We start from the raw sequence: 25502 nt of genomic DNA, 5'->3' as shown, positions 1-25502 counted from the left end.
GATGAGGCAACGTCATGCATCCACGTTTTCAAGCTGCTTTCTCTCAGCTTGCAGAGAATTTGCAATCAGCCCTGGCTCCGGTTCTGGCGGATGCGCATTTCCCCGCCCTGCTGACGGCAAATCAGGTCACGACGCTTAAACAGGCAACGGGGCTGGACGAAGACGCGCTGGCTTTCGCCCTGCTGCCCCTGGCGGCTGCCTGCGCCCGCGCTGACCTTTCCCATTTTAACGTAGGCGCAATTGCGCGCGGTGTGAGCGGGACCTGGTACTTCGGCGGAAACATGGAGTTTCTCGGTGCGACCATGCAGCAAACCGTCCATGCGGAGCAGAGCGCCATCAGTCACGCCTGGCTACGCGGCGAAAAAGCCCTGCGCGCCATCACCGTCAACTATACCCCTTGCGGCCACTGCCGCCAGTTTATGAATGAGCTGAACAGCGGTCTTGAACTGCGTATCAACCTGCCGGGACGCGCACCGCATACGCTGCGTGATTACCTGCCGGATGCTTTCGGCCCGAAAGATCTTGAGATCAAAACCCTGCTGATGGACGAGCAGGACCACGGTTATGCGCTCTCAGGGGATGAGCTGAGCGAAGCGGCCATTGCCGCCGCCAATAAAAGCCACACGCCATACAGCAAATCTCCAAGCGGCGTCGCCCTTCAGTGCCGCGACGGCCGCATCTTCACCGGCAGTTACGCAGAGAACGCCGCGTTTAACCCGACGCTGCCTCCGCTTCAGGGCGCCCTGAACCTGCTTAGCCTGAACGGGTATGACTACCCGGATATTCAGCGCGCAATCCTGGCTGAAAAGGCCGATGCGCCGCTGATCCAGTGGGACGCGACCGCAGCCACGCTGAAAGCGCTGGGCTGTTCAACCATTGACCGCGTGCTGCTGGCATAATCTGTTCGGCGGGCAGAGTTGCCCGCCAGTCTGACGAAAAACCCCTCAGTTGAATCGCTGTTTCTTGCGCTAACCAGGCGGGTACAGTAGCCTGAGGGAAATTTCATCATCGGTACGAGCCATCTGCATGTTAAAGCGCGTGTTTTACAGCCTGTCTGTCCTGGTCGGCATACTGCTGTTGATCGTGCTGGGTCTCGACCGCTGGATGAGCTGGAAAACAGCCCCCTACATTTTTGATGACCTACAGGACCTCCCCTACCGTCAGGTTGGCGTGGTGCTTGGCACCGCCAAGTATTACCGCACCGGCGTCATAAATCAGTATTACCGGTATCGTATTCAGGGCGCGCTGAACGCCTATAACAGCGGCAAGGTGAACTATCTGCTGTTGAGCGGCGATAACGCGCTGCAAAGCTATAACGAGCCGGTGACGATGCGCAAAGATCTGATTGCCGCAGGCGTCGACCCGGCCGATATCGTGCTCGACTACGCCGGATTCCGCACGCTTGATTCCATCGTGCGTACCCGCAAGGTGTTCGACACCAATGATTTCATCATCATTACCCAGCGTTTCCACTGCGAGCGGGCGCTGTTTATCGCCCTGCATATGGGCATTCAGGCGCAGTGTTATGCGGTGCCATCGCCAAAAGATATGCTGAGCGTGCGCGTGCGTGAGTTTGGCGCCCGTTTCGGCGCGCTGGCTGACCTGTACCTGTTCAAACGTGAACCGCGCTTTTTAGGCCCGCTGGTGCCGATCCCAACGATGCATGAAGTGCCGGAAGATGCGCAGGGTTATCCGGCGGTAACGCCGGAGCAGTTGCTGGAAATTCAGAAGAAGTAATCCAGATCTACAGTGCGTGATATAAAACGCATTACTCTCTTTTTAGACACCTAATGAGTGATATAAGTAGCAATACTTGTTTTTATCACTGACTATGAGTAATATTTTACACATTGTCGCGTTATGGAGGTGAGATGGAGACGTTAACCGTACAGGCATATCTGAACGAAACATGGACGGATATCGCTCTCATCAAATATCCTGGAAGTGAAAAAAATGACTGGAATACCACGCAGTTAGACTATCTTACTGAGTATGCGATTAATTTTCTCGACTATGATGATTTTCACGCAGTCTCAGTCAATCACCCTGTATCACTCTTTTTTGATGACCATGGCCAACCGGGCTGGCTGCGATTTATCGACGATATCATTCCCGCCGGAGCAAGCCGCCGTTACTGGATTAATGCGCTCGACATCAGTGAGTTACCCGTTGGCCAGCAAAATTTCTTATTGCTGAAATTTGGCACAATGTCCCCTGTGGGGAATTTGCGCATAAAGGAATCCGTCCCAGAATGGAATAAATTCGCCAGCACTAAAACGTTTACGGTTGCGGACGTCATCGATCGTGCGGCCGATTTTCTGGATTATGCCCAGGAAAGAGGCGCGGCGGCGGGTGGTGCAACCGGTGCTGGCGGTGAAGCGCCTAAACTTTTGCTGCGCTGTAGTGAAACTGATGCCATCTGGATCGATACCTGGCAAAACGAGCCGGATAACCGGGACCGCTATTATTTGGTTAAATATCCACGCGGTAACAGGACAGAAGTGGATTGTAATATTCTGCGAGCTGAATTCCATTATTATCATGAGCTTAACGCGATGGGTTTTTCCACGATCCCAGTGGAAACAATGCGCCTTGAAGAAGGTAGCCATTACCCGTCTCTGTGGTTACCGCGTTTCGACATAGTGAGAAATGAGCAGGACCAACTGGTCAGGCTGGGTATGGAATCGGTGTATTCGCTATTACAAAAGGCACCCGGCACCCTCCTTGATCATGAGACAACGTTGCGCGCGTTAATTAATAAAATCACCTCCAGCCATATGGTCCAGCAGCAGGGTTATCATTTTGATATTCCGGGATTTGTAACAGAATGGGTGCGTCGCGATCTGCTAAATATTATTTTTGGAAATAGTGACAACCATGGGCGAAATACCGCCTTTGTGAAGGCTGAAAATCAAATTATGCTCTCCCCTGTATATGACTTTGCGCCGATGAAAGCCGATCCTGAAGGGATACCAAGAACCCTGAAGTGGTCATTATCTTGCGAATCAGGGGGGGATTATAATTTCAACACTATCGCACAAACGCTGGCGGAGTGGATCCCTCCCGCAACATTACTTGATGCTCTGCATGAAACAGCCGTTCAGCTTATTGATCTCCCGGAAAGGCTGGCGGCGCGAGGCGTTCCCGAACAGATAATGGAAATGCCCGCGATGGGTTTTCGCTACATCCCGGATAAACTTTCCCGTTGGGGTTTATTATGAAAACACCTAATGAAGCTGAATCAGAGCTTTTACAGACATTAGCTCAAGTACGCAGCGTAAATAAAAAGCGACATCATGACGAGGCGGAAGAGCCGGATAAGCCATCGGTAGTGAAGAGGCAACGCGTTACACAAGGCTTAACGCGGATTAGTACTCTCGATCGCCAGGCTGTACTGCATGCAGCCATACGGGACATTTTGCTGGGGAAAATCACACAGGGAGAGGCGCTGAAAAGGCTCAGGGTCGAGGTGTTAGGGCTGAAGCAGGATGAATATGCAAAGCTGGTCAGCGTATCCCGGAAAACATTGTCGGATGTAGAAAATAACAGAGGCAATTATTCCGCTGACGTCATAAATAAAATCTTTAAACCCTTTGGGCTTCAAACCGGACTAGTGCCCGTTTCAAAATCGCTTATCGCTTCACTTTTCTCATAAAAAAACCCGCATCGCTGCGGGTTCTTTCATTCCAGCGCTTATTTCTTACGCGCGTACTTCAGTGAATCAAGGGCAACCGCGAAGATGATGATCGCACCCTTGATAATGTACTGCCAGTACGGGTTCACACCGATGTAGGTCAGGCCGTAGTTGATAACGGTGAAGATGATCACACCGGTCACCACGCCCAGCACGGTACCCACGCCGCCGCTGAAGGAGACGCCGCCAACCACGCAGGCCGCAATCGCATCCAGTTCGTACATAAAGCCGAGGTTGTTGGTTGCAGAGCCGATACGGCCTGCTTCCAGCATCCCGCCGAAGGCGTAGAAGACCCCGGACAGGGAATAAATCATCAGCAGGTTCAGAGCCACGTTGACCCCGGAGACCTTCGCCGCTTCCGGGTTACCGCCGATAGCAAAGATGTTTTTACCGAAGCGGGTTTTGTTCCACAGGATCCAGACGAATGCCACCGCAATCAGCGCATAGAAGGTGATATAGGAGAGACGGAAGCTGCCGAGCGCAACAAACCCCTGCGTGAAGGTCGAGAAGCCGCTGTCGAAGCCAGAGATTGGAGACGCGCCGACGAAATCGTAGTACAGGGAGTTGATACCATAAACGATGATCATCGTGCCAAGCGTAGTGATGAATGGCGTCACGTTCAGGTAAGCAATGATGATGCCGTTAATCAGGCCAATTACCGCGCCGATGGCACACACGATCAGGATCACCACAAAAATCGGCATTGTCGCCATCTCAGGGAATACCTTGTTGGCGTTTTCCATCGACTGCAACAGGGTCGCCGCAATGACCGCCGCCAGACCCACCTGGCGCCCTGCCGAAAGGTCAGTCCCCTGGGTAACGATAAGCCCCGCCACGCCAAGCGCGATAATAATACGTACGGAAGACTGAGTCAGAATGTTACTCAAGTTCAGCAGACTTAAGAACGTAGGGTCCTGGAAAATAATAATCGCCAGCAAGACTAAAAGAACAACGTAAATACCGCCTTCTTTCAGATAAGTGAGAAAACTTTTTTTATTTAACGCACTCATGAGGAGCCCCTGATCTTAAAGGTGCAAAGACGCAAGACGCAAAATTTCGTTTTGCGTTGTCGTTTTGGTTTCAACAATACCGGCAACGAGACCATTGCTCATAACCAGAATACGGTCTGTGATCCCTAACAATTCCGGCATTTCGGAAGAAATAATAATGATCCCTTTATCTTTTTTCGCCAGCTCTGCGATAAGCTGGTAAATCTCGAATTTTGCACCCACGTCGATACCGCGCGTAGGTTCATCCAGCATCAGAATTTCAGGCTGGGTTAATAGCCAGCGACCAATAATGACTTTCTGCTGGTTTCCTCCCGAAAGTGAGCCAATTTGCGTGCGGTGGCCCGGCGTTTTCACGCGCATGGAGTCAATCACCCACTGGGTATCGCTCTTCATGCGGGAATTATCCAGCAGCCCGACTTTGTTTTTGTAATTGCGTATATTAGAAATTAACGAGTTAAAGTTAATATCCAGATAAGCGTAAATACCGGTAGAACGACGCTCTTCCGTCACCAGCGCAAAGCCATTATTAATGGCTTCGTTGGCGTTGTGGTTGTTGATCTTCTTACCGTGCAGCGTAATGGTGCCTTCGGCTTTCTCACGGATACCAAACAGGGTTTCCACGATATCGGTGCGCTTAGCGCCCACCAGCCCTGCGATACCAAGGATCTCCCCCTTGTGCAGATCGAAAGAGACATCGCGGATAGACGGCTGACGCAGCGAGGTCAGGTTACGCACCTCCAGAATCACTTCGCCTGGCTTGTTTTCTTTATCCGGGAAGCGCTGGTTCAGAGAACGGCCAACCATCATGGCGATGATCTTGTCCATGTCCAGCCCTTCCAGCGGCTGGGTGGCAATCCACTGACCGTCGCGCAGGATGGTGATTTCATCGCACAGCTGGAAGATCTCTTCCATTTTATGTGAGATATAGACAATGCCACAGCCGCGATCTTTCAGCTTACGAATAATGGTAAAAAGGTGGTTAACCTCTTTTTCCGTTAATGACGATGTCGGTTCATCCATGATCACAATTTTCGCATCATAGGAGAACGCTTTGGCAATTTCGATCATCTGCATCTGGGAAACGGATAATGTCCCGACGCGGGCGCGCGGGTCGATATCAATATCCAGCTCATCAAAAATGGCTTTGGTGTCGCGATACATTTTATCCTGATCGACAAAGACACCTTTGGTTGGATAACGACCCAACCACATATTATCCATAACTGAACGTTGCAGGACCAGGTTTAATTCCTGGTGTACCATCGAGATACCGTTCTCCAGCGCTTCTTTCGCTGAATGGAAGTCGATCTCTTTTCCCTGAAAAAGAATGCTGCCAGAATCTTTTTGATAGATCCCAAAAAGGCATTTTAATAATGTTGATTTACCCGCACCGTTTTCACCCATTAATGCATGAATAGAGTGAGGACGAACTTTTAAATTAACATTATCGAGCGCCTTAACACCGGGGAATGACTTATTGACACCGGTCATTTCCAACAAGTATTCACCGGACGACTGAGTAGTTGTGCTGACCATAATTATACCTTGTTGGCCTCGCATATCGCGTTATAAAAGGGCGCAACGAATTGCGCCCAGTGAAGACAATGCAGATAACTTATTTACCGATAAACTCAGCCAGGTTGGACTGGTCTACGCCCACGTAAGGAACGCGAACGATTTTGTTGTCAACTTTCCAGTTAGTCCCGTCAGCGGCACCTTTACCATCGGCCAGGTTTTTCGCCAGATCGAAGGTGGCTTTCGCCTGGTTGTTGGCATCGTTCAGTACGGTACCGGCCATAGCGCCAGATTTCACCAGCGCCAGCGCTTCTGGCAGGGCATCCACACCGAATACAGGAATCGCGGATTTGTTGTGTGCTTTCAGCGCTTCTACCGCACCCATTGCCATCGCATCGTTGTTGGCAATGACCACTTCAATTTTGTTGGCGTTAGGGCCGGACAGCCACGCGTCCATCTTATCTTTCGCCTGAGCGGTATCCCACATTGCGGTGTCTAACGCCAGCTGCTGGGTTTTAAGGCCCTTGTCGTTCAGCTCTTTAATAACGTAGGTGGTACGTGCTTCAGCATCTGGATGGCCCGGTTCGCCTTTCAGCAGAACGAACTGAATCTGACCATCTTTGTTCAGATCCCAGTTTGGGTTCGCCGCCCAGTGTTTCGCAATCAGATCGCCCTGGATAATCCCGGACTCTTTGGAGTCGGTACCCACGTAATACGCTTTGTCGTAGCTGTCCAGCGCTTTACGGGAAGGTTCTTTGTTGAAGAAGACAATTGGCACGTTCTGGCCGCGCGCTTTCTCGATCACCGTGCCTGCCGCAGCCGGGTCAACCAGGTTAATAGCCAGCGCTTTCACGCCTTTTGCCAGAAGAACGTCAATCTGATCGTTCTGTTTGGACTGGTCATTCTGGGAGTCATTCATCAGCAGTTGCACGTCTGGCGCTGATTTAGCATCTTTTTCAATTGCTTTACGCACAACGGACATGAAGTTATCGTCGTATTTATAGATAGTCACGCCAATACGGGTATCCGCTGCGTGTGCTGCTGCGCCAAAAAGCATGCTTGCCATGACAGCAGACAGAGTCAACACCTTCTTATTCATGGTATCTCCGGTTTTTTTTATGCAGGGTAGTTCTTGTGAAAAACGGTCGGCGGGCAGATGTTAATAAAACGTTACTGATCGCCGAAGTTCACTTATAAATGTCCAGCTTCCGTGTTCGGTAACGCTCCAGAAATGCGTTTTATTCGTTGTTTGAGGCATTGTGATAACGGTAAAAGTGAATAATCACCGTTACATTGTGTTTCAGCCCCTAAAACGCTGACATCATAGACAGCGACTTGTTAAGATACTGTGAATTTACTCACAGATTGAAAACGGTTACATCACGTGATGTTATCAGTTAGTGATCGGAGCCACAGTTTGCCGGATAGCGACCGAATGGCGGCGTACTAAAGTCGGCATAAAACAATGCGTTGCGTCAGGATCTAACAGCCCAGCCGCCCCCTGTAACGCCAGCTCTGTCGCCAGTTTCGCCATCGACGCAATGGGATAACGTACCGTTGTCAGCTGCGGATCGGTGTAACGGGCAATGGGGATATCATCAAAACCGATCAGCGATAAATGCTGCGGTACCGCAATGCCATTATCTTTCAGCGCGGTAAGCGCACCTGCCGCCATGCTGTCGTTATAGGCAAACACGGCCGTCAGCTGAAGATTACGCCCCAGCAGTTCAACCATTGCCGCTTCACCGCCCTGCATGTCCGGCGAACCGGTACCTACCCAGCTCTCCAGCGGCGCAATGCCCTGCTCTTTCAGGGCGTTTTGCCAGCCCTCGCGGCGCATCATGTCGTCTTCAATACCGTGGCTGGAAGCCAGATAACCTATGCGCTGATGGCCGTTGCTGATGAGCATCCGCGTCGCCATCATCGCGCCGCTGATGTTATCCAGACCGACGCAGCGATGCGCGTAGCCGGGGACGATACGGTTGATCAGCACCATGCCGGGGATCTGCTCCATAACCCCGGCCAGCTCTTCATCGCTCAGGGCTTTTGAGTGCACAATCAGGGCGTTACAGCGCTGGCGGATCAGTACCTCAATGGCATAACGCTCTTTTTCAGCCTCGTGATAGCTGTTGCCAATCAGCACATATTTCTGGTGCTGCTGGGCAACCACATCCACCGCTTTGACCAGCGCGCCGAAGAAGGCGTCCGACACGTCCATCACCACTACGCCAATGGTATCGCTGACCTGCGTCGCCAGCGCCTGGGCATTGGCGTTTGGCCGGTACCCCAGCTGGGTCACGGCTTTCATTACGGTTTCACGCGTTTCAGGGCTGACCAGCGCACTGTTGTTCAGCACACGGGAGACAGTAGCAACAGAAACACCCGCCTGGCGGGCGACGTCACGAATGGTGATCATATTCACCACCCTTTAAAGGATTGCAGCAACTCACAGACACCCCCTGTGTTTAGCAAGGTGGCTATTCTGGCAGCGAGAGAGAGGAGACTACGTGAAGAAGCTCACACAGATGAAAACGCTTACATCCGTTTTGTTAATGATTGTGATCCAGATCGTTATCTGGATGTATTACGCAATGACACGTCCGAAGCACGAGCGGTTAACTGTCGCCATGCCCATTCCAGCGGGCCCTGACGGAAAAAACGCAGCCAGACAACTGAAAACACCACGTTAACAATCCAGACCGGAATAACAAACGCCAGTAGCGTCAGGCGATCGAATTTCATAAACAGGCCGAATCGGTAGAAAAGCGTGGTGCATATCAGCGTTTGCAGGATGTAATTGCTTAACGCCATCCGCCCAACGCAGGCCACCGCACTGACGATCCACAGGCGAGAAAGCTGGGGCCAGAAGCCATAGATCAGCGCCGCATAGCCAATGGTCTGGAACGGCGCGCTCAGTTCGCGCGGCACCTGCAACAGGAACGCACACCAACGGTAATCCCATTGTAGATGCCACTGCATCATCACCGCCGGGAGGTTGATGATCACGCCGAGCAGCACCAGCCCTGCACCCGTACGACGATAGTGTCGCAGGCTAAATTCCCCTTTCAGCCAGCCGGTGCGCATCAGGGCTGCACCCATCAGCATCATCCCCGCCAGCTGCCAGCCGTATTGCGCGCCCAGCGCCAGCAGGTTATCGCCGAGCATATCGGCCCGGTTGCCGATCGCTTCCATGCCGCCTTTCAGCTTCCAGAACTGCTCATATTGCAGGTTGGCCGCATCCGGGATCCATGAACGACTGGTGGAATCATCGGCAATCATGCCAAGCAGCAATAACACGGCCAGTCCCATGACATAGAGCATCACGCCGGTGTTAAACAGGCTTTTCACACCGGGTGCGTCGCGGATCAGCCGCCAGCAAATCAGGCCCACCAGACCATACGCGAGCAGAATATCGCCGTCCCAGAAAAGCAGCCCGTGAATAAAACCGAGGATAACCAGCAGCGTTAAACGCGACTGGATCCAGCGCGTACCGCGTTTGAGGAGAAGCTGAAGTCCCGCGCCAAACAGAAGCGCAAAGAGGGTCAGGAATTTCACCTGTGCAAAGAGATCGAGGATTGCCCACGTCCAGGCGTCGCTACGCGTGATGTCGCCATACCACGCAGGATTCAGATAGGCGGCCTTCGGCAGACCGAAGGCGCTGATATTCAGCAGCAGGATACCGAGAATGGCGACGCCGCGAACAAAATCGAGCGTGACGTTTCGCTCCATGGTCCCTGCCCTGTCTGATTAGTTGTGGTGACGCACGGCGCGCAGGAACTCCTGGCGGGTGTTCTGGCTCGATTTGAACAGGCCGCCCAGCGAAGTGGTGGTGGTTGCGCTGGTAGCATCACGCACGCCGCGCGCTTTCACGCAGTAGTGCACCGCGTCGATAGACACCGCCACATTGTTAGTCCCCAACAGGGTTTGCAGTGCGGTCAGGATCTGCTGCGTCAGACGTTCCTGCACCTGCGGACGCTGGGCAAAGAACTGCACGATGCGGTTGATCTTGGACAGGCCAATGACCGTATCTTTTGGAATATAGGCCACCGTCGCTTTACCATCGATGGTCACAAAGTGATGCTCGCAGGTGCTGGTCAGCGTGATATCGCGTACCGTCACCATCTCATCGACCTTCATCTTATTTTCAATGACGGTGATTTTCGGGAAGTTCGCGTAATCCAGGCCGGAGAAAATTTCGTCGACGTACATCTTCGCGATGCGGTGCGGCGTCTCCATCAGGCTGTCGTCGCTCAGATCGAGATTCAGCAGTTGCATGATCTCCGTCATATGGCCGGCGATCAGACGCTTGCGGGTAACATTGTCCAGCTCCTGCACGGGCGGGCGCAGTGGCGTTTCAAGACCGCGCGCAACCAGCGCTTCATGGACAAGGGCTGCTTCTTTACTGAGTGATGACATTCTTTTCTCCTGCAGGTGTGGCGTCTTTTGCCCTCGTTGTGGCAAAAGTGTGCGCTCATTGTGCGTGAGGCGACGCACATAATCCAGTATTCACGACGATAATTATTGCAATTGCTGTTGCCTTTCAGCCTGACGGTTCCAGACTAACGCTCCGCCAACGAACAGCGCGATCCCCGCCAGCCCCAGCGCAGGTTCCAGACGGTGCGTGAGCCAGGTCGACAGAGCCGACGTGACCGGACCCACCAGCTGACCAATGGCATACCCGGTGGTTAGCAGTCCCGCCATGTAACGCGTGTGGTCTGGCGCCAGCTCGCGACCGTACAGAAGAGAGAGCTGCACGGCGCAGAGGAACCCGCCGCCCACCAGCAGCCCACCCGTCAGCAAGCCGCCTATGCCCGGCAGCAACCAGGCCGCCAGCACGCCAATCCCCTGTAACCAAAGAACAATCGCCAGCCTGCGGTTAGCGCTTGATGTATGCCGCAGGGCAATGCTCAGCGCAATCCCCACCACCGAGGCGGCGCCAAATATTGGCCAGACAAACTGGGCAAACAGGCTGCCGGGAAAACGCACCGCCGCCATTTGCGATAAAAAGGTCGCCGGGAGGATATAGCCGAACCCTGCCAGGCTGTAGCTCCAGACCAGACGCCGGAGATCCGCAGTCAGCAGCAACGGCTCAGGCGCGGTACCAGGGCGATGAAGCTGACCTGCGCGCGGCAGGTAGCGCGCCACCAGTACGATCAGCACCAGCGCCAGTACGCCGTAGATTTGCCATGCCGCCCCGGCGGACAAGGATTTCGCCTGAATATAGACCGCCAGCAGGCCGCTCAGGGCGATGCCGGCCCCGGGTCCGGCAAAGACGGCCGCACTGAGTCCCGGTTTGCCCAGCTGCCCCAGCCGCTCGTTGGTCCAGGCGGCAATCAGCACCATCGACCAGCCGCTCATGCATCCGATCACAAAGCGCAGCAGACCGTGAACGACGGCATTCTCTGCCGCCGCGGAGAGCAGCGTCAGCGCCACCGCACCGGTGATGCCAAGCCAGAGACGTGTTTCAACGAAGCGATGGGCGCGCATGGCATCCCATGCCCCTACCAGATAGCCCAGATAGTTCATTGCCGCCACCAGCCCCGCGCTGGTAAGCGTGAGTTGCCCGGCGGCTATCATCAGCGGCACCTGAGGTGTGAAGGCGAAGCGTCCTATCCCCATCGCCACGACCAGAACCACAAATCCGCTGAGCGCGATACGCAGCGCCATGATCGCTCCAATTGTTAAAGAAAAGTAAATTTATGATGCAACATCTCGCCGTCCTGCGAAAGTGAAAGTTGCTCACAGGTCAATGAAAACTCTGTATTATGCGTTTTATGAATAGTCTTTCGTATAAGGAGCCCTGCATGGAACTGCTCGAAGAGCATCGTTGTTTTGAAGGTCGACAGCAGCGCTGGCGGCACGACTCCACCACGCTGAATTGTGCTATGACGTTCAGCATTTTCCTGCCCCCTGCGGACAATCCACCGGTGCTGTACTGGCTTTCAGGCCTGACCTGCAACGACGAAAACTTCACCACCAAAGCGGGCGCCCAGCGTATTGCCGCCGAACTGGGCATTGCGCTGGTGATGCCAGATACCAGCCCGCGTGGCGAGGACGTGGCAGACGATGCCGGATACGATTTGGGTAAAGGCGCCGGCTTCTATCTCAACGCCACGGAACAACCGTGGGCGCGCCATTACCGCATGTATGACTACATTCGCGATGAACTGCCTGCCCTGGTGCACTCTCAGTTCGCGGTCAGCGAGCGCTGCGCGATAAGCGGACATTCGATGGGTGGCCACGGGGCGCTGATAATGGCGCTAAAAAATCCGGGGAAATACACCAGCGTGTCCGCATTTGCGCCGATTGTGAACCCAACGCAGGTGCCGTGGGGGCAAAAAGCCTTTAGGCACTATCTGGGTGAAGATCTAGAGAAATGGCAGGAATGGGATAGCTGCGCGCTGATGCTGGCGAGCCAGTCAGAAGACGCTATCCCGATGCTGGTGGATCAGGGTGATGCCGATCAGTTCCTCGCCGGGCAGTTACAGCCTGCGGTGCTGGCGGAAGCCGCGCGCCAGAAGGACTGGCCGCTAACGCTGCGCATTCAACCGGGATACGACCACAGCTATTACTTCATGGCGTCCTTTATTGAGGATCATCTCCGCTTCCATGCGGAGCATCTGTTCAGGTAAGTTCCGCCTTTTACCCGGTAGCGCCTCCTGCCTGCCGGGTCTTTCCCCTCCCCCTCTTTACATACTTCTATCCGCTTGAATCCAGCCTGTTTTCCGTCGTCATCACTCAAACACAAATGATTTCAATTATCATTTGTGTTTACAATTCTACATTCTTTTGTACAATTCCAGGCTCTTCTCCATCTCAAAGAGTTCTTACAAGACAAAAACATACAGTTCTCAGGGTTATCCCGATGGAGTTTTTTTCATTTTTATACGGAATGTACAAATGACAATACCACGCATTAAGCTCCTGGCTGTCGCCATTGGCGCTGCCACATGTTCCCCCTTCGTTCACGCAGCCGATCAGGACACCGTTGTCGTCACTGCAACGGGTTTTGAACAAAAGATCCAGAATGCCCCCGCCTCCATCTCTGTGATTTCAAAACAGCAGATTGAAGATAAAGCCTACCGTGATGTTACCGATGCCCTGAGAGATGTCCCGGGTGTTGTCGTCACTGGCGGCGGAAGCAGCAGTGATATCAGTATTCGCGGCATGGCCTCTCAGTACACCCTGTTCCTGGTGAACGGCAAACGCATCAGTACGCGAAGCACCCGCCCCAACAGCGACAACTCGGGTATTGAACAAGGCTGGCTGCCGCCGCTTGAGTCCATTGAGCGCATCGAGGTCATCCGCGGCCCGATGTCCTCGCTTTACGGCTCCGATGCGATGGGTGGCGTCATTAACGTCATTACCAAAAAAGTCTCGAACACCAAAGCCTGGACCGGTTCGTTGCATGGCGATGCAACCTTCCAGGAAAATCATGATTCCGGCGATATCTTCCAGACCAACGCCTACGCCTCTGGTCCCCTGATCGACGGACTTCTGGGCGCAAAGGTGACGGGGCTGTTGTCACGCCGCGCAGAAGATAAAATCGTGAACGGCTATAACGAGCAGAAAATGCGTAACGGTGGCATTACGCTGAACTTCACGCCGGACGAGAAGAACGATTTCGACCTCGACTTTGCTCGCGAACTTCAGGACAGAAACAGCACCCCGGGGATGTCGAAAGCGGCTGAAACCTGCCGGGGAACAACCTGTACGCCAAATACTAAAAGCGACTCGCGCTATGAGCACACGACCTACTCGTTAACCCACAGTGGTTATTACGAAGACTTCAATACCACCAGCTATATCCAGCAGGAAGAGACCAATAATCCAGGTCGCGAAATGCGCTCCTATAACACCACCTTCAACAACCAGAACCAGATTTTCCTCGGCGATCATACGTTGACCCTCGGCGGGCAGTATCGCTATGAGAAACTGCGCGACAACGGTAATCAGCTGGAAGCTGCTGACGGCCTGAACAAACTGACGCGCTGGAGCTGGGCCCTGTTTGCCGAAGATGAATGGTCAATGACGGAAAGCTTTACGTTGACCGGCGGCCTGCGTATGGACAAAGACCAAAACTACGGTACTAACTGGACGCCGCGCGGTTACGGCGTATGGCACCTGGCCGATCAGTGGACGTTGAAAGGCGGGGTTTCTGCTGGCTATCGTGCGCCGGACCTGCGTCAGTCGTCTGCCAGCTGGGGCCAGGTGACAGGTGGCGGCCGTCTTGACGGTATCATCGTCGGCAACCCGGATCTGAAACCAGAGAAGAGCCTGAGCGAAGAGCTCGCCCTGCTCTGGGATAACAACGATGACCTGAATGCCGGCGTAACGCTGTTTAATACCGACTTCAAGGACAAAATTACGGAAGTTCGCCGCTGTAACAGCAGCGCCGATCCCGCCTGTACGATTGGCGGTCACAGCTATGATTTCGTCAGCGATCGCGTCAACGTGGACAAAGCCAACATGCGCGGTGTGGAGTCCTCCTTCGGGTGGAAGATCACGCGTGATGTGAACTGGACTGCAAACTACACCTATACAGAGTCCGAGCAGAAGAGCGGCCAGTTCTCCGGCAAGCCGCTGAACAAAATGCCGAAACACATGTTCAACACCACCCTGGACTGGCAGGCGACGCCAGACGTCGGGTTCTGGAGCCGTCTGAACCTGCGCGGTAAAACGTCTGAGTACCTGAGCCGCACGTCAATGTCCCAGGGTACGCCGTCCTACACTCAGGTTGATGTCGGTATGCGCTACAACGCCAACAAAAACCTGCTGGTTACTGCCGGTGTGTATAACGTGCTCGATAAGCAGATTGATTACGATACGTATGACACCGTGCTGGATGGCCGCCGCTATACCGTTGGCATGACCTACAGCTTCTGATCTGCCCATAAAAAAGCCCGCTCAACTGAGCGGGCTAAAAGAGAGGAAGTGCGGTTATTATTTAAATCGTTCCGGGAAATCCATTTCACTGTAGCGAACGAAGCGTGTTCCTTTCGTCAGTTTGTAGCCAAACCAGATGATCAGGAACAGCGGAATGCCAATATAGGTGGCCGTGACGGCGCCCCAGTCAATGGTGTCCGCAAGGAAGGCCTCATAGTTCTGACCCAGGGTAATAATCAGGCACAGAACGAAGGCGAAGATCGGCCCCAGCGGGAAGAATCCTGACCGGTACGGCAGGTTATTCAGATCATGCCCCTGCTTGACGTACCCGCGACGGAAACGGTAGTGGCTGATGGCAATGCCCAGCCAGGCAATGAAGCCCGTCATACCAGAGGTGTTCAGCAGCCACAGGTAGACCGTCTGGTTGCCGAACATGGAGGTCAGGAAACAGAGACCCGCAATCACCGTGGTCGCATACAGCGCGTTGCGTGGCACGCCACCGCGAGACAGTTTCGAGAAAATACGCGGCGCTTTACCGTCGCAGGCCAGGGTGTAGAGCATGCGGGTGGAGGCGTACATCCCGGAGTTACCCGCAGACAGTACCGCCGTCAGGATCACCGCGTTCATCACCGCCGCCGCTGAGAGCAGACCCGCGTGCTGGAAGACCAGCGTGAACGGGCTGACGCTGATGTCTTTTACGTCGTTACGCAGCAGGCTTGGGTCGGTATACGGAATGATCAGGCTGATAATCAGGATCGCGAACACATAGAACAGCAGGATACGCCAGAACACCTGACGCACCGCGCGCGGAATATTCTTCTCCGGGTTTTCGGATTCACCGGCCGCAATGCCAATCAACTCGGTACCCTGGAAGGAGAAGCCGACAATCATCGCCACGCCAATCATCGCCGAGAAGCCCCCGGCAAACGGCGCATCGCCTATTGTCCAGTTACTCCAGCCCGCCGGTTCAGCCCCTTTGAAAATACCAACGATCATCGCCACACCGACGACGATAAAGATGATGACGGTTGCCACTTTAATCAAAGAGAACCAGTATTCCGCTTCGCCGAAACCGCGCACGGAGATGTAGTTCAGCAGGAAGATGACCGCCAGGAACAGGGCGCTCCAGATCCAGCCGGGCGTGTCCGGGAACCACCAGGTCATTACCAGCTGTGCCGCGACGAGGTCAACGGCGATGGTCACCGCCCAGTTGTACCAGTAGTTCCAGCCCAGCGCGAAGCCGAAGCCTTCCTCAACGTATTTTTGTCCGTAGGTCGAAAACGAACCAGACACCGGCATGTATGCCGCCAGTTCGCCCAGGCTGGTCATCAGGAAGTAGACCATCAGGCCAATCAGGATATAAGAGAATAATGCCCCACCCGGGCCGGCTGCCGAAATTGTTGCGCCAGAGGCAACGAAAAGACCCGTACCGATGGAGCCGCCAATGGCGATCATCGTCAGGTGACGCGCCTTAAGTGCGCGACGTAGCGCGGGCGCTTGTGTGGTTTTAGTTTCTGAAACCATGTGAAAATGCTGTCCATTCAATAAATGAGGCGCGATTGTAGCAGACGATCTGCGTTGCTTCCGGCAGAAATACTCAGTTATAAGAGAGCTTCATGACTCGGCCAGGATTATAAGTAAAGCATAATTTTTCCTTCTCCCCTTTGGGGAGAGGGCCAGGGTGAGGGGCGCTTTTACATCTCGCAGTAGCGCAGAAAACGCTGGAGCGAGCTGGAAAGGTGTTTCTGACGATGATGGATGCACCACAGCGTGCGCACCAGCTTCGGCAGCGGAACGGGGATCTCAACCAGTGAGCCGGTTTCCAGCTGTTCGGCAATCACCCGTCGGGAAAGACAGCTAATGCCCAGACCATGGCGTACGGCATGCTTAATGGCCTCGGAGTTACCTAATTCCATCCCTAACTGGAACTGCGGTAGATGGGACAGCAGCAGATAATCGACAATCTCACGCGTGCCGGAGCCCTGCTCTCGCAGGATCCACTGCGCTTGCGCCAGCCGCTCCAGCGTGACCTCGCCCTGGAGTAAAGAAGAGGCCGGAGAGGCAAACACCACCAGCTCATCCTCCAGCCAGGGCTCCGCAATGATATCCACGTTGTGGCACGGCCCTTCGATAAGCCCGATGTCCACGCGGAAATCAATCACCGCGTTGATCACGTCCTGGCTGTTGCCGACGCTCATCTCCAGCGGCAGGGTCGGAAAATCCCGGCGGTAGCGGGCAATCACTTCCGGCAGGATGTAGTTACCGATCGTGCTGCTGGCGTAGACGCGAATAGCGCCGTTGTCCTCGCGGAACAGCTGTTCAATCTCCGTCGCCTGCTCCAGTAAAGCCAGGGCACGCGGATACAGCAGGCGGCCATGTTCGTTCACCACCAGCCGCTTCCCTACCCTGTCGAAAAGCTGGACGCCCAGTTGCCCTTCAAGATCGGTCAAGGCCGCGCTAACGGCGGACTGCGAGAGCGCCAGCATTTGTGACGCCTGGGTTGTCGAGCCGCTTTTCAGCACCTCGGCAAAAACTTCCAGCTGACGCAATGTAATGTGCATGGTTGCTTACCACTTATAAAGATTGATTATAAATATATAATCAATTTTATTTTTAAGCCAGAGCGCCGTAACCTTTAGCCAGACAAAGGAGAAGGTTATGTCAGAAATCACCTTACAACATCATCGTACAGTGTGGCACTTCGTGCCGGGTCTCGCGCTCAGCGCCGTGGTTACCGGCGTGGCCTTATGGGGCGGCAGTATACCGGCGGTTGCCGGTGCAGGGTTCAGCGCCCTGACGCTGGCCATTCTGCTCGGCATGGTGGTCGGGAACACCGTTTACCCGCACATCTGGAAATCCTGCGACGGCGGCGTGATTTTCGCCAAGCAGCATTTATTACGTCTCGGGATCATCCTTTATGGCTTCCGTCTCACCTTTTCGCAGATTGCGGATGTGGGGGTCAGCGGGATTGCCATTGACGTCCTGACCCTTTCGAGCACCTTTTTACTGGCGTGCTTTATCGGCCAGAAGATCTTTGGGCTGGACAAACAGACCAGCTGGCTGATCGGTGCGGGTAGCAGCATCTGCGGCGCGGCGGCGGTACTGGCAACAGAACCCGTCGTTAAAGCCGAAGCCAGTAAAGTCACGGTTGCCGTCGCGACGGTAGTTATCTTCGGTACGCTGGCGATCTTCCTGTATCCGGCCATGTATCCGCTGGTGGCGCACTGGTTTAGTCCGGAAACCTACGGCATTTATATCGGCTCAACCATGCACGAAGTGGCGCAGGTGGTGGCGGCAGGTCACGCCATTAACCCGGAAGCGGAAAACGCGGCGGTCATCGCCAAAATGCTGCGCGTGATGATGCTGGCCCCGTTCCTGATTTTCCTCGCGGCGCGGGTTAAACAGCTTGCTCCGGCAGGCGGCAGCGAGAAAAGCAAAATCACCATTCCGTGGTTTGCGATCCTGTTCATCGTGGTCGCTGTCTTCAACTCTTTCCACCTGCTGCCAAAAGCGATGGTGGATATGCTGGTCACGCTGGATACGGTCCTGCTGGCGATGGCAATGGCGGCGCTGGGCATCACCACGCACGTCAGCGCGCTGAAAAAAGCCGGGGCGAAACCGCTGCTGATGGCGCTGGTGCTGTTCATCTGGCTGATAGTTGGCGGCGGTGCGATTAACCTTGCGGTACACAGCCTGTTGGCATAAACCATCTCGTCCTTCTCCTGTTAACCCGTTATCATAGGCATTTCGGGTTAACAGGAGTCTTTTTATGAAATATGTTGGAGCGCACGTCAGCGCTGCCGGTGGCCTTGCGAATGCCGCCATTCGCGCCGCCGAAATCGAGGCGACCGCTTTCGCCCTGTTCACCAAAAACCAGCGCCAGTGGCGCGCAGCTCCCCTCACCGCGGAAGTGATTGATGACTTCAAAGCCGCCTGCGAGAAATACGGCTACGGGCCTGGCCAGATCCTTCCCCATGACAGCTACCTCATTAACCTCGGTCACCCGGTTGCCGAGGCGCTGGAAAAATCCCGCGAAGCGTTCCTGGATGAGGTTCAGCGCTGTGAGCAACTGGGGCTAACGCTGCTGAATTTCCATCCCGGCAGCCATCTGATGCAAATCGACGAAGACCCCTGTCTGGCGCGCATCGCCGAGTCAATTAACATGACGCTGGATAAAACCCAGGGCGTGACGGCAGTGATTGAGAATACCGCCGGTCAGGGCAGCAACCTCGGCTTTAAGTTTGAGCATCTGGCGGCGATCATCGACGGCGTGGAAGACAAATCCCGCGTGGGCGTGTGCATTGATACCTGCCACGCGTTTGCGGCCGGTTATGACCTGCGCACAACCGAGGCCACAAAAAATACCTTCGAGGAGTTCGAGCGTATTGTTGGTTTTAAATATCTTCGCGGTATGCACTTAAACGATGCGAAAAGCGCGTTCGGCAGTCGCGTTGACCGCCACCACAGCCTGGGCGAAGGCAACATCGGCCACGATGCGTTCCGCTTTATCATGCAGGATGCCCGCTTCGACGGCATTCCAATGGTGCTGGAAACCATCAATCCGGATATCTGGGCGGAAGAGATTGCCTGGCTGAAGGCGCAGCAGACCGCTGAACAGGCAGCATAAAAAAAGCCGGGTTGCATTAGCACCCGGCTTTTTTATTGCTTACCGCTTACGCTGCTTTCGCCACAACTTCCGCTTCCGGACGTTTCAGCACCGCGTAAGAGAGGCCCGCCACCAGCGTACCGGCAACAATCGCCAGCAGATAACCCAGCACCGGCGTGATGGCGCCAGGGATCAGCAGGACAAACAGACCGCCGTGCGGCGCCATCAGTTTCGCACCTACCGCCATGGAGATAGCCCCCGTCACCGCACCACCCACGATACAGCACGGCAGAACACGCATTGGATCGCGCGCCGCAAACGGAATTGCGCCTTCGGTGATGAAGCACAGGCCCAGCACCAGCGCAGCTTTACCGCCTTCCTGCTGCGTTTTATCGAACTTACGACGGGCAATGATCGTCGCCAGGCCAAGCGCCAGCGGTGGCACCATACCTGCCGCCATGATCGCCGCCATCGGCGCGTAGGTCTGGGTACTCAGCAGGCCAACGCCAAACGCATATGCCGCTTTGTTCACCGGACCACCCATGTCGGTACACATCATACCGCCGAGGATTGCGCCCAGCAGCACCGCGTTCGCCGTCCCCATGGTTTGCAGCCAGTGGGTCAGACCTTCCAGAATGCCCGCGACCGGCTTACCGATCAGGTAAATCATCGCCAGACCGACCACCAGGCTGGAAATCAGCGGGATGATCAGGATAGGCTTCAGCGCTTCCATGCTCTGCGGCAGCTTCAGCTTCGAGCTGATCAGCTTCGCCACATAACCGGCGAGGAAACCGGCAATGATACCGCCGATAAAGCCAGAACCGGTGCTCACGGCCAGCATACCGCCGATAAGACCCGGCGTCAGACCCGGACGGTCAGCAATGGAGAAGGCGATAAAGCCCGCCAGCACTGGCACCATCAGCGCAAACGCGGAGCCGCCGCCAATCTGCATCAACGCGGCCGCCAGCGTGCCCGGCTCTTTAAACGCCTCGATACCAAAGGCGAAGGAGAGCGCAATACACAGGCCGCCCGCCACCACCATCGGCAGCATGTAGGACACGCCGGTCAGCAGGTGACGATACGCACCCGCAGACTCTTTTTTCCCTTCAGTCGCAGTTTTAGCCGCACCGGTTGCCTGATACGGTTTGGCTTCTGCCAGCGCCTTATCAAACTCCTGCGCGGTCTTCTTCAGCGCCAGGCCGGTAGAGGTACGGTACATCGGCTTGCCGGCAAACTTCGCCAGATCCACTTCGATATCCGCCGCCACAATCACCAGATCGGCTTCCGCCACCTCTTCAGGCGTGATGGCATTGCCCGCGCCAACAGAGCCGCGAGTTTCAACCTTCACCCACCAGCCACGTTTTTTCGCTTCGGTTTCAATGGCTTCAGCCGCCATAAAGGTGTGCGCCACACCTGTCGGGCAGGCCGTTACCGCAACAATGCGTTTCGGCCCAACGGCGGCAACCGGCGCCGCCTCAACAGGTGCGCTGTAAACCGTCGCATGACCTTTTGCTTCGCTCAGAAACAGTTCAGGATGTGCCACCGCGCGATTAATATCACCCAGCCACACTTTTTTGCCGTTCAGGGCGCTGTCAGCGGGGATTTTGTCGCCCAGAACAATCGCCATTTCAGCATCACCCGGGTTATCAATGATATCCAGGTGCGCTTTTTGTGCCGCCGCGCCCAGCAGGGTCTTCGCCATATAGGCACGAGCCTGTCCGAGACCGGAGTCAATGATCAGCAGCGTTTTCATTATTCCTCTCCTGCTGTTAGTTAAAAGGTTTTAAGTCAACGCGCGCCATCATCGCGGCTAACTGGGTACGATCGGTAATACCGACATTGCTCTGGCTCACGGCCAGGGCCGCAACGGCGGTAGCAAGACGTAAGGTATGTTCACTGGATTCGCGCATCAGCAGACCGTAGATCAGACCGCCAACCATCGAATCCCCGGCACCCACGGTGCTGACCACCTCCATTGAAGGCGGTTTGGCAATCCATTCCCCGGAGGCGTTAACCCACAGGGCACCTTCTGCACCCAGCGAAATCACCACGTGAGCGATACCCTGCTCGCGCAGCGCATGGGCAGCGTCAATCACATCCTTTAATTCTGGCAGCTTACGGCCCGCCCAGATCTCCAGTTCGCGGCGATTAGGCTTAACCAGCCACGGAGAGGCTTTCAGACCGGCGACCAGCGCGTCGCGGCTGCTGTCGAAAATAATGCACGGGCACTGGCTGCGCAGGCGCGTCATCCAGTCGGTGAACGCTTCCGGGCTGACGCCGGAGGGCAGACTGCCGCTGACGCACACCATGTCAAACTGGCCCAGCCAGCTCAGGGAATCGGCAACAAAGCGCTCCCAGTCAGCCGGGGTCACTTCGAAGCCGGAGAAGTTCAGATCGGTCACTTCACCGTCTTTCTCGGTCAGCTTAACGTTAATGCGGGTACGGCCCTGCACAACCTGAAAACGGTTGGCGATGCCCAACTCGCTGAACAGCTGCTGAAAACCGTCCTGGTTGTCTTTACCGAGGAAACCGCCAACGGTGACGTCGATGCCGAGATCTTTCAGCACCTTCGCCACGTTAATCCCTTTTCCTGCGGCATGCAGGCCGGTCGTCCGCACCAGGTTAACTTCGCCACGCTCAATTTCCGGGCAGAAGCCCACCAGATCGTAAGCCGGGTTCAGCGTAATGGTCGCAACACGTCTGCTCATTATGCGCCCTCCCCCAGACCGGCCGCGATGGCGTCGCCAATCGCTTTCAGCGCCTGTTCAGCATCCGCACCCTGCGCGGTAAAGCGCAGACGATGGCCTTTCTTCACGCCCAGCGCGACAACTTTCATCAGGCTGCGCCCGTTGGCTGGTTTACCCGAACCGTCCAGATTGGTCACGGTGATCTCACTTTCAAATTGTTTAATGGTATTCACCAGCATGGTGCCCGGACGGGCATGCAGGCCATGTTCGTTACGCACCACGTACTCTGCGCTCAGCAGGTCATCCGTCAGCGCATCGTCGCTGGTCAGCAGAGCCAGCACCGTCGCCGCGTCTGCGTTCAGCAGTTTTTCAGCTTTATTGTTCAGCAGCAGATCGCCCAGACGCTTCAGCACGGAAACCGGCTGATCGTCAGTCATGGCAACCGTTACCAGCATCGCGGCGCGTTCGCCGTCTGTCTCAAAGGCAACCGCAGCACGGCTGACCGCGATAGCGCTACGCAGGTTACCTTCAGCACTGTCGTTCAGCCAGATGCCCTGACCCAGGTTTAATGGCTTATCATTGATTGCGCGCGTCACAAAAGCGGAATCTGCCGCACCGACCTCTTTCAGGCGAGCCGCATTCAGCGCCTGGAGCGTTACCAGATCGGACGCAACGACGTCCAGCGTCAGGGTTTCATTATCCAGCTTCAGCGCTTCGCTCTGTTTTTCGCCCATCAGCAGGGCACGCAGTTCTTCAGCAGTGGTGGCGGATTTAAGCTGTTCCGCGACGGCATCATCACTCAGCACGTGCGTCAGCTGACGCAGCAGGCCCAGGTGTTCGTCACCGCTGGCCGCGATGCCGATCGCCACATAAGCCACCTGACCCTCGCCCCACAGCACGCCCTGCGGGAACTGGAAGACCTGCACACCGGTTTTCAGCACCTGATCGCGGGTGTCCGTGGTGCCGTGCGGAATTGCAATACCGTTACCGAGGAAGGTGGAGGTCTGCTGTTCACGCGCCAGCATGCCGTTGACGTAGCCGTCAGCCACGTTGCCAGCCTGCACGAGCGCAGCGGCGACCTGGCGAATAGCCTCTTCTTTGTTCCCGGCCTGTTCGCCCGGGTGAATATCCTGAACAGATAACTGGAACATGATTCTCCTCTCCTGCTGAAATTGAATCGTTTCAGCTTAACTGAGAAAATAGGCGCTAGCCTGCTTCTTCAGGACATGCAAGATAGCGCTGAAACGTTTCAAGAAGTCTTGTCTTTTCTACAAAAGGTTGCAAGAAAAGTTACATTTCTTGTTGCAGAATTTAGAAGTGCAGCACATTTCTTCTTCAGTTCAGGGGATTTTGCTGATGTTCAGCAAACAGGTTCAGCACGCTTCAGCGAGGCGGCGTGAAAGTGAAATGCCATTTTGATTTTTTGTAGCAATCTTGACTTTACCCTCTGTTTATTTAATGACGGGCAGCGTAAACTCCGCCTCTCTCTGTTACTCGCAAAGACTGAACATGCATAACACCCCCGCTGCCGCCTCACCAAAGCCCTTTGATTTGACGTCAACGGCGTTTTTGATCGTTGCTTTCCTCACCGGTATTGCCGGTGCGTTACAAACGCCTACGCTGAGCCTCTTTCTGACCAACGAAGTCCACGCCCGCCCGGCGATGGTTGGCTTCTTCTTTACCGGGAGCGCCATCATTGGCATTTTTGTCAGCCAGTTTCTTGCCGGTCGTTCAGACCGCAAAGGCGATCGCAAAAGCCTGATCGTTTTTTGCTGCCTGCTCGGGGTATTTGCCTGCCTGCTGTTTGCCTGGAACCGTAACTACTTCATTCTGCTGTTCGTGGGCGTCTTCCTGAGCAGCTTCGGCTCGACCGCCAACCCGCAGATGTTCGCCCTTGCCCGCGAGCATGCCGACCACACCGGGCGGGAAGCGGTGATGTTCAGCTCGATACTGCGCGCGCAGGTGTCGCTGGCGTGGGTGATTGGCCCCCCGCTTGCCTACGCGCTGGCGATGGGTTTTGGCTTTACGGTGATGTACCTCAGCGCAGCCGTGGCCTTCGTTGTGTGCGGCGCAATGGTCTGGTTCTTCCTCCCCTCCATGCGCAAAGAGCCGAAAGTGGCGACCGGCACGCTAGAGGCACCTCGACGCAACCGCCGCGACGCGCTGCTGTTATTCATTATCTGTACGCTGATGTGGGGAACGAACAGCCTCTATATCATTAATATGCCGCTGTTTATTATTGATGAGCTGCATCTGCCGGAGAAGCTGGCCGGGATCATGATGGGAACCGCCGCGGGGCTTGAGATCCCCACCATGCTGATTGCGGGTTATTACGCGAAGCGCTTCGGCAAGCGCTTTTTGATGCGCGTCGCCGCCGTAGCCGGGCTGCTGTTTTATGTCGGTATGCTGACGGTTCATACGCCAGCCCTGCTTCTGGCTTTACAGCTGCTGAACGCCATTTACATCGGTATTCTGGCCGGTATCGGCATGCTCTACTTTCAGGACCTGATGCCGGGTCAGGCAGGCTCTGCCACCACCCTTTATACGAATACCACCCGCGTGGGCTGGATTATTGCAGGCTCACTGGCGGGCGTTGTGGCTGAAATCTGGAACTATCATACGGTGTTCTGGATTGCGCTGGTGATGTGCGTCATGACGCTGAGCTGCCTGACGCGAATCAAAGACGTTTAAGGCGCGGTGAGCGCTTCCAGCTCAAGCAGATAAGTGATGGCCTGCTGGCGCGTACTGCCGCACATTTCGGCGGTTGGCTGGAGCCCGGAGCACACCTTCGGGCGCAGGGGCGAGCCAAAGATCATGCACAGGTTAGTGTCAGAGAGCTGAACGCAGCGGGTATTGGCAGGCTTGCCCTCCGGCATGCCTGGAATGGGGCTTGAGATGGACGGTGCGGTACAGCACGCGCCACAGTCGGAACGACAATCCATACATGCTCTCTGTTGGTGGCAGATGCCCGCGCAGTCGGGCATTGCGCGCACAGTAACACCTTTTATGTATTGATAGCAAAACCCACGAATTCCGCTTGCCTGAAAGGCCGCGCGCGAGTAATTTGGCGCGATATTTTTTACCTCCCGTAAACAGGATTACTG

23 protein-coding genes are annotated in these 25502 nt (G+C 55.2%); 10 read left to right on the top strand and 13 right to left on the bottom strand.

The genetic code is table 11. The annotated features are described in order from the left end of the window. Positions 1–14 precede the first annotated feature (14 nt). The 4 genes from cdd to ACOTX1_RS01545 all read left to right on the top strand — a co-directional run bounded on the left by cdd (position 15) and on the right by ACOTX1_RS01545 (position 3655). Positions 15–899, top strand: a complete 885-nt coding sequence (gene cdd, locus ACOTX1_RS01560; protein ID WP_023314539.1) for a cytidine deaminase — start codon at positions 15–17, stop codon at positions 897–899. 127 nt (positions 900–1026) lie between these two features. Next, positions 1027–1737 carry an outer membrane permeability protein SanA gene (sanA, locus tag ACOTX1_RS01555; RefSeq protein ID WP_003859314.1) on the top strand — a complete coding sequence of 237 codons (711 nt, stop codon included), beginning with the start codon at positions 1027–1029 and terminating at the stop codon, positions 1735–1737. A 134-nt stretch (positions 1738–1871) separates the two neighbouring features. Next, entirely contained in the window at positions 1872–3221 is a 1350-nt protein-coding gene (locus ACOTX1_RS01550) for a type II toxin-antitoxin system HipA family toxin (RefSeq protein ID WP_023314540.1), read from the top strand. Further along, positions 3218–3655 carry a helix-turn-helix transcriptional regulator gene (locus ACOTX1_RS01545; RefSeq protein WP_003859317.1) on the top strand — a complete coding sequence of 146 codons (438 nt, stop codon included), beginning with the start codon at positions 3218–3220 and terminating at the stop codon, positions 3653–3655. Before ACOTX1_RS01550 ends, ACOTX1_RS01545 begins: the two co-directional genes overlap by 4 nt. Before the next feature lie 38 nt (positions 3656–3693). On the opposite strand, the gene mglC is transcribed toward ACOTX1_RS01545, so the two are convergent. The 7 genes from mglC to ACOTX1_RS01510 all read right to left on the bottom strand — a co-directional run bounded on the left by mglC (position 3694) and on the right by ACOTX1_RS01510 (position 11886). Then, positions 3694–4704, bottom strand: a complete 1011-nt coding sequence (gene mglC / locus ACOTX1_RS01540) for a galactose/methyl galactoside ABC transporter permease MglC (RefSeq protein WP_023314541.1) — start codon at positions 4702–4704, stop codon at positions 3694–3696. A 15-nt stretch (positions 4705–4719) separates the two neighbouring features. After that, positions 4720–6240: a galactose/methyl galactoside ABC transporter ATP-binding protein MglA gene (gene mglA / locus ACOTX1_RS01535; protein WP_003859320.1), complete on the bottom strand. Its 1521-nt coding sequence runs from the start codon at positions 6238–6240 to the stop codon at positions 4720–4722. 79 nt (positions 6241–6319) lie between these two features. Beyond that, positions 6320–7318: a galactose/glucose ABC transporter substrate-binding protein MglB gene (gene mglB, locus ACOTX1_RS01530; RefSeq protein ID WP_003859322.1), complete on the bottom strand. Its 999-nt coding sequence runs from the start codon at positions 7316–7318 to the stop codon at positions 6320–6322. Between the two features lie 294 nt (positions 7319–7612). After that, positions 7613–8635: an HTH-type transcriptional regulator GalS gene (gene galS / locus ACOTX1_RS01525; RefSeq protein ID WP_023314542.1), complete on the bottom strand. Its 1023-nt coding sequence runs from the start codon at positions 8633–8635 to the stop codon at positions 7613–7615. A gap of 155 nt (positions 8636–8790) precedes the next feature. Next, positions 8791–9948 carry a DUF418 domain-containing protein YeiB gene (yeiB, locus tag ACOTX1_RS01520; RefSeq protein ID WP_023314543.1) on the bottom strand — a complete coding sequence of 386 codons (1158 nt, stop codon included), beginning with the start codon at positions 9946–9948 and terminating at the stop codon, positions 8791–8793. 18 nt (positions 9949–9966) lie between these two features. Beyond that, positions 9967–10635, bottom strand: coding sequence for a GTP cyclohydrolase I FolE (gene folE, locus ACOTX1_RS01515; protein WP_003859328.1), 669 nt, complete (start codon positions 10633–10635; stop codon positions 9967–9969). A gap of 102 nt (positions 10636–10737) precedes the next feature. Beyond that, the gene (locus ACOTX1_RS01510) at positions 10738–11886 is read right to left on the bottom strand and encodes a YbfB/YjiJ family MFS transporter (RefSeq protein WP_003859330.1); all 1149 of its coding nucleotides are present in this window, start codon (positions 11884–11886) and stop codon (positions 10738–10740) included. 137 nt (positions 11887–12023) lie between these two features. On the opposite strand from ACOTX1_RS01510, the gene fghA reads away from it, so the two are divergent. Beyond that, on the top strand, positions 12024–12851 hold the full coding sequence (fghA, locus tag ACOTX1_RS01505) for an S-formylglutathione hydrolase (RefSeq protein ID WP_023314544.1): 828 nt from the start codon (positions 12024–12026) through the stop codon (positions 12849–12851). Positions 12852–13119: 268 nt separating this feature from the next. Then, on the top strand, positions 13120–15105 hold the full coding sequence (locus tag ACOTX1_RS01500; protein ID WP_023314545.1) for a ligand-gated channel protein: 1986 nt from the start codon (positions 13120–13122) through the stop codon (positions 15103–15105). Between the two features lie 57 nt (positions 15106–15162). Here ACOTX1_RS01500 and ACOTX1_RS01495 read toward each other — a convergent pair whose 3' ends face one another. After that, positions 15163–16629 (bottom strand): amino acid permease, encoded by a 1467-nt coding sequence (locus ACOTX1_RS01495; protein WP_003859336.1) that lies wholly within the window; start codon positions 16627–16629, stop codon positions 15163–15165. A gap of 170 nt (positions 16630–16799) precedes the next feature. Next, positions 16800–17666 (bottom strand): DNA-binding transcriptional regulator YeiE, encoded by an 867-nt coding sequence (gene yieE, locus ACOTX1_RS01490; protein ID WP_003859337.1) that lies wholly within the window; start codon positions 17664–17666, stop codon positions 16800–16802. 97 nt (positions 17667–17763) lie between these two features. Here yieE and ACOTX1_RS01485 point away from each other — a divergent pair, with 97 nt between their 5' ends. Next, positions 17764–18810: a YeiH family protein gene (locus tag ACOTX1_RS01485; protein ID WP_003859339.1), complete on the top strand. Its 1047-nt coding sequence runs from the start codon at positions 17764–17766 to the stop codon at positions 18808–18810. 64 nt (positions 18811–18874) lie between these two features. Beyond that, entirely contained in the window at positions 18875–19732 is an 858-nt protein-coding gene (gene nfo, locus ACOTX1_RS01480; RefSeq protein WP_023314546.1) for a deoxyribonuclease IV, read from the top strand. Between the two features lie 46 nt (positions 19733–19778). Here the strand turns inward: nfo and fruA are convergent, their stop codons facing one another. From fruA to fruB, 3 genes are read right to left on the bottom strand one after another with little or no spacing between them, the layout of a single operon-like run. Then, the gene (fruA, locus tag ACOTX1_RS01475) at positions 19779–21464 is read right to left on the bottom strand and encodes a PTS fructose transporter subunit IIBC (RefSeq protein ID WP_023314547.1); all 1686 of its coding nucleotides are present in this window, start codon (positions 21462–21464) and stop codon (positions 19779–19781) included. 16 nt (positions 21465–21480) lie between these two features. Beyond that, positions 21481–22419 (bottom strand): 1-phosphofructokinase, encoded by a 939-nt coding sequence (fruK, locus tag ACOTX1_RS01470; RefSeq protein ID WP_006811313.1) that lies wholly within the window; start codon positions 22417–22419, stop codon positions 21481–21483. Beyond that, entirely contained in the window at positions 22419–23549 is a 1131-nt protein-coding gene (gene fruB, locus ACOTX1_RS01465; protein WP_023314548.1) for a fused PTS fructose transporter subunit IIA/HPr protein, read from the bottom strand. The genes fruK and fruB overlap by 1 nt, the downstream gene beginning before the upstream one ends. A 75-nt stretch (positions 23550–23624) precedes the next feature. Here fruB and ACOTX1_RS01460 point away from each other — a divergent pair, with 75 nt between their 5' ends. Continuing rightward, positions 23625–23798 (top strand): hypothetical protein, encoded by a 174-nt coding sequence (locus tag ACOTX1_RS01460; protein ID WP_153647900.1) that lies wholly within the window; start codon positions 23625–23627, stop codon positions 23796–23798. Positions 23799–23907: 109 nt separating this feature from the next. Beyond that, positions 23908–25089, top strand: a complete 1182-nt coding sequence (setB, locus tag ACOTX1_RS01455; RefSeq protein WP_032609703.1) for a sugar efflux transporter SetB — start codon at positions 23908–23910, stop codon at positions 25087–25089. Here setB and ACOTX1_RS01450 read toward each other — a convergent pair. Continuing rightward, positions 25086–25340, bottom strand: a complete 255-nt coding sequence (locus ACOTX1_RS01450; RefSeq protein WP_003859353.1) for a YkgJ family cysteine cluster protein — start codon at positions 25338–25340, stop codon at positions 25086–25088. The genes setB and ACOTX1_RS01450 overlap by 4 nt on opposite strands. Positions 25341–25502 lie beyond the last annotated feature (162 nt).

The organism is Enterobacter cloacae complex sp. IR5401 (assembly GCF_049238425.1).
In the GTDB taxonomy this organism is placed as follows: Bacteria; Pseudomonadota; Gammaproteobacteria; order Enterobacterales; family Enterobacteriaceae; genus Enterobacter; species Enterobacter hormaechei_C.
The sequence above is the reverse complement of the archived record's forward strand: the minus strand, read 5'-3'. Positions and strand labels throughout refer to the sequence as shown.

Bases quoted from the DNA above. Each gene is read 5' to 3' on its own strand.
- fruA (WP_023314547.1), bottom strand. From the start codon at position 21,464: ATGAAAACGCTGCTGATCATTGACTCCGGTCTCGGACAGGCTCGTGCC.
- cdd (WP_023314539.1), top strand. From the start codon at position 15: ATGCATCCACGTTTTCAAGCTGCTTTCTCTCAGCTTGCAGAGAATTTG.
- mglB (WP_003859322.1), bottom strand. From the start codon at position 7,318: ATGAATAAGAAGGTGTTGACTCTGTCTGCTGTCATGGCAAGCATGCTT.
- ACOTX1_RS01550 (WP_023314540.1), top strand. From the start codon at position 1,872: ATGGAGACGTTAACCGTACAGGCATATCTGAACGAAACATGGACGGAT.
- yeiB (WP_023314543.1), bottom strand. From the start codon at position 9,948: ATGGAGCGAAACGTCACGCTCGATTTTGTTCGCGGCGTCGCCATTCTC.
- mglA (WP_003859320.1), bottom strand. From the start codon at position 6,240: ATGGTCAGCACAACTACTCAGTCGTCCGGTGAATACTTGTTGGAAATG.
- mglC (WP_023314541.1), bottom strand. From the start codon at position 4,704: ATGAGTGCGTTAAATAAAAAAAGTTTTCTCACTTATCTGAAAGAAGGC.
- fruB (WP_023314548.1), bottom strand. From the start codon at position 23,549: ATGTTCCAGTTATCTGTTCAGGATATTCACCCGGGCGAACAGGCCGGG.
- setB (WP_032609703.1), top strand. From the start codon at position 23,908: ATGCATAACACCCCCGCTGCCGCCTCACCAAAGCCCTTTGATTTGACG.
- yieE (WP_003859337.1), bottom strand. From the start codon at position 17,666: ATGCACATTACATTGCGTCAGCTGGAAGTTTTTGCCGAGGTGCTGAAA.
- ACOTX1_RS01485 (WP_003859339.1), top strand. From the start codon at position 17,764: ATGTCAGAAATCACCTTACAACATCATCGTACAGTGTGGCACTTCGTG.
- fghA (WP_023314544.1), top strand. From the start codon at position 12,024: ATGGAACTGCTCGAAGAGCATCGTTGTTTTGAAGGTCGACAGCAGCGC.
- ACOTX1_RS01495 (WP_003859336.1), bottom strand. From the start codon at position 16,629: ATGGTTTCAGAAACTAAAACCACACAAGCGCCCGCGCTACGTCGCGCA.
- fruK (WP_006811313.1), bottom strand. From the start codon at position 22,419: ATGAGCAGACGTGTTGCGACCATTACGCTGAACCCGGCTTACGATCTG.
- ACOTX1_RS01460 (WP_153647900.1), top strand. From the start codon at position 23,625: ATGCAAGATAGCGCTGAAACGTTTCAAGAAGTCTTGTCTTTTCTACAA.
- ACOTX1_RS01545 (WP_003859317.1), top strand. From the start codon at position 3,218: ATGAAAACACCTAATGAAGCTGAATCAGAGCTTTTACAGACATTAGCT.
- galS (WP_023314542.1), bottom strand. From the start codon at position 8,635: ATGATCACCATTCGTGACGTCGCCCGCCAGGCGGGTGTTTCTGTTGCT.
- ACOTX1_RS01500 (WP_023314545.1), top strand. From the start codon at position 13,120: ATGACAATACCACGCATTAAGCTCCTGGCTGTCGCCATTGGCGCTGCC.
- ACOTX1_RS01450 (WP_003859353.1), bottom strand. From the start codon at position 25,340: ATGGATTGTCGTTCCGACTGTGGCGCGTGCTGTACCGCACCGTCCATC.
- folE (WP_003859328.1), bottom strand. From the start codon at position 10,635: ATGTCATCACTCAGTAAAGAAGCAGCCCTTGTCCATGAAGCGCTGGTT.
- nfo (WP_023314546.1), top strand. From the start codon at position 18,875: ATGAAATATGTTGGAGCGCACGTCAGCGCTGCCGGTGGCCTTGCGAAT.
- ACOTX1_RS01510 (WP_003859330.1), bottom strand. From the start codon at position 11,886: ATGGCGCTGCGTATCGCGCTCAGCGGATTTGTGGTTCTGGTCGTGGCG.
- sanA (WP_003859314.1), top strand. From the start codon at position 1,027: ATGTTAAAGCGCGTGTTTTACAGCCTGTCTGTCCTGGTCGGCATACTG.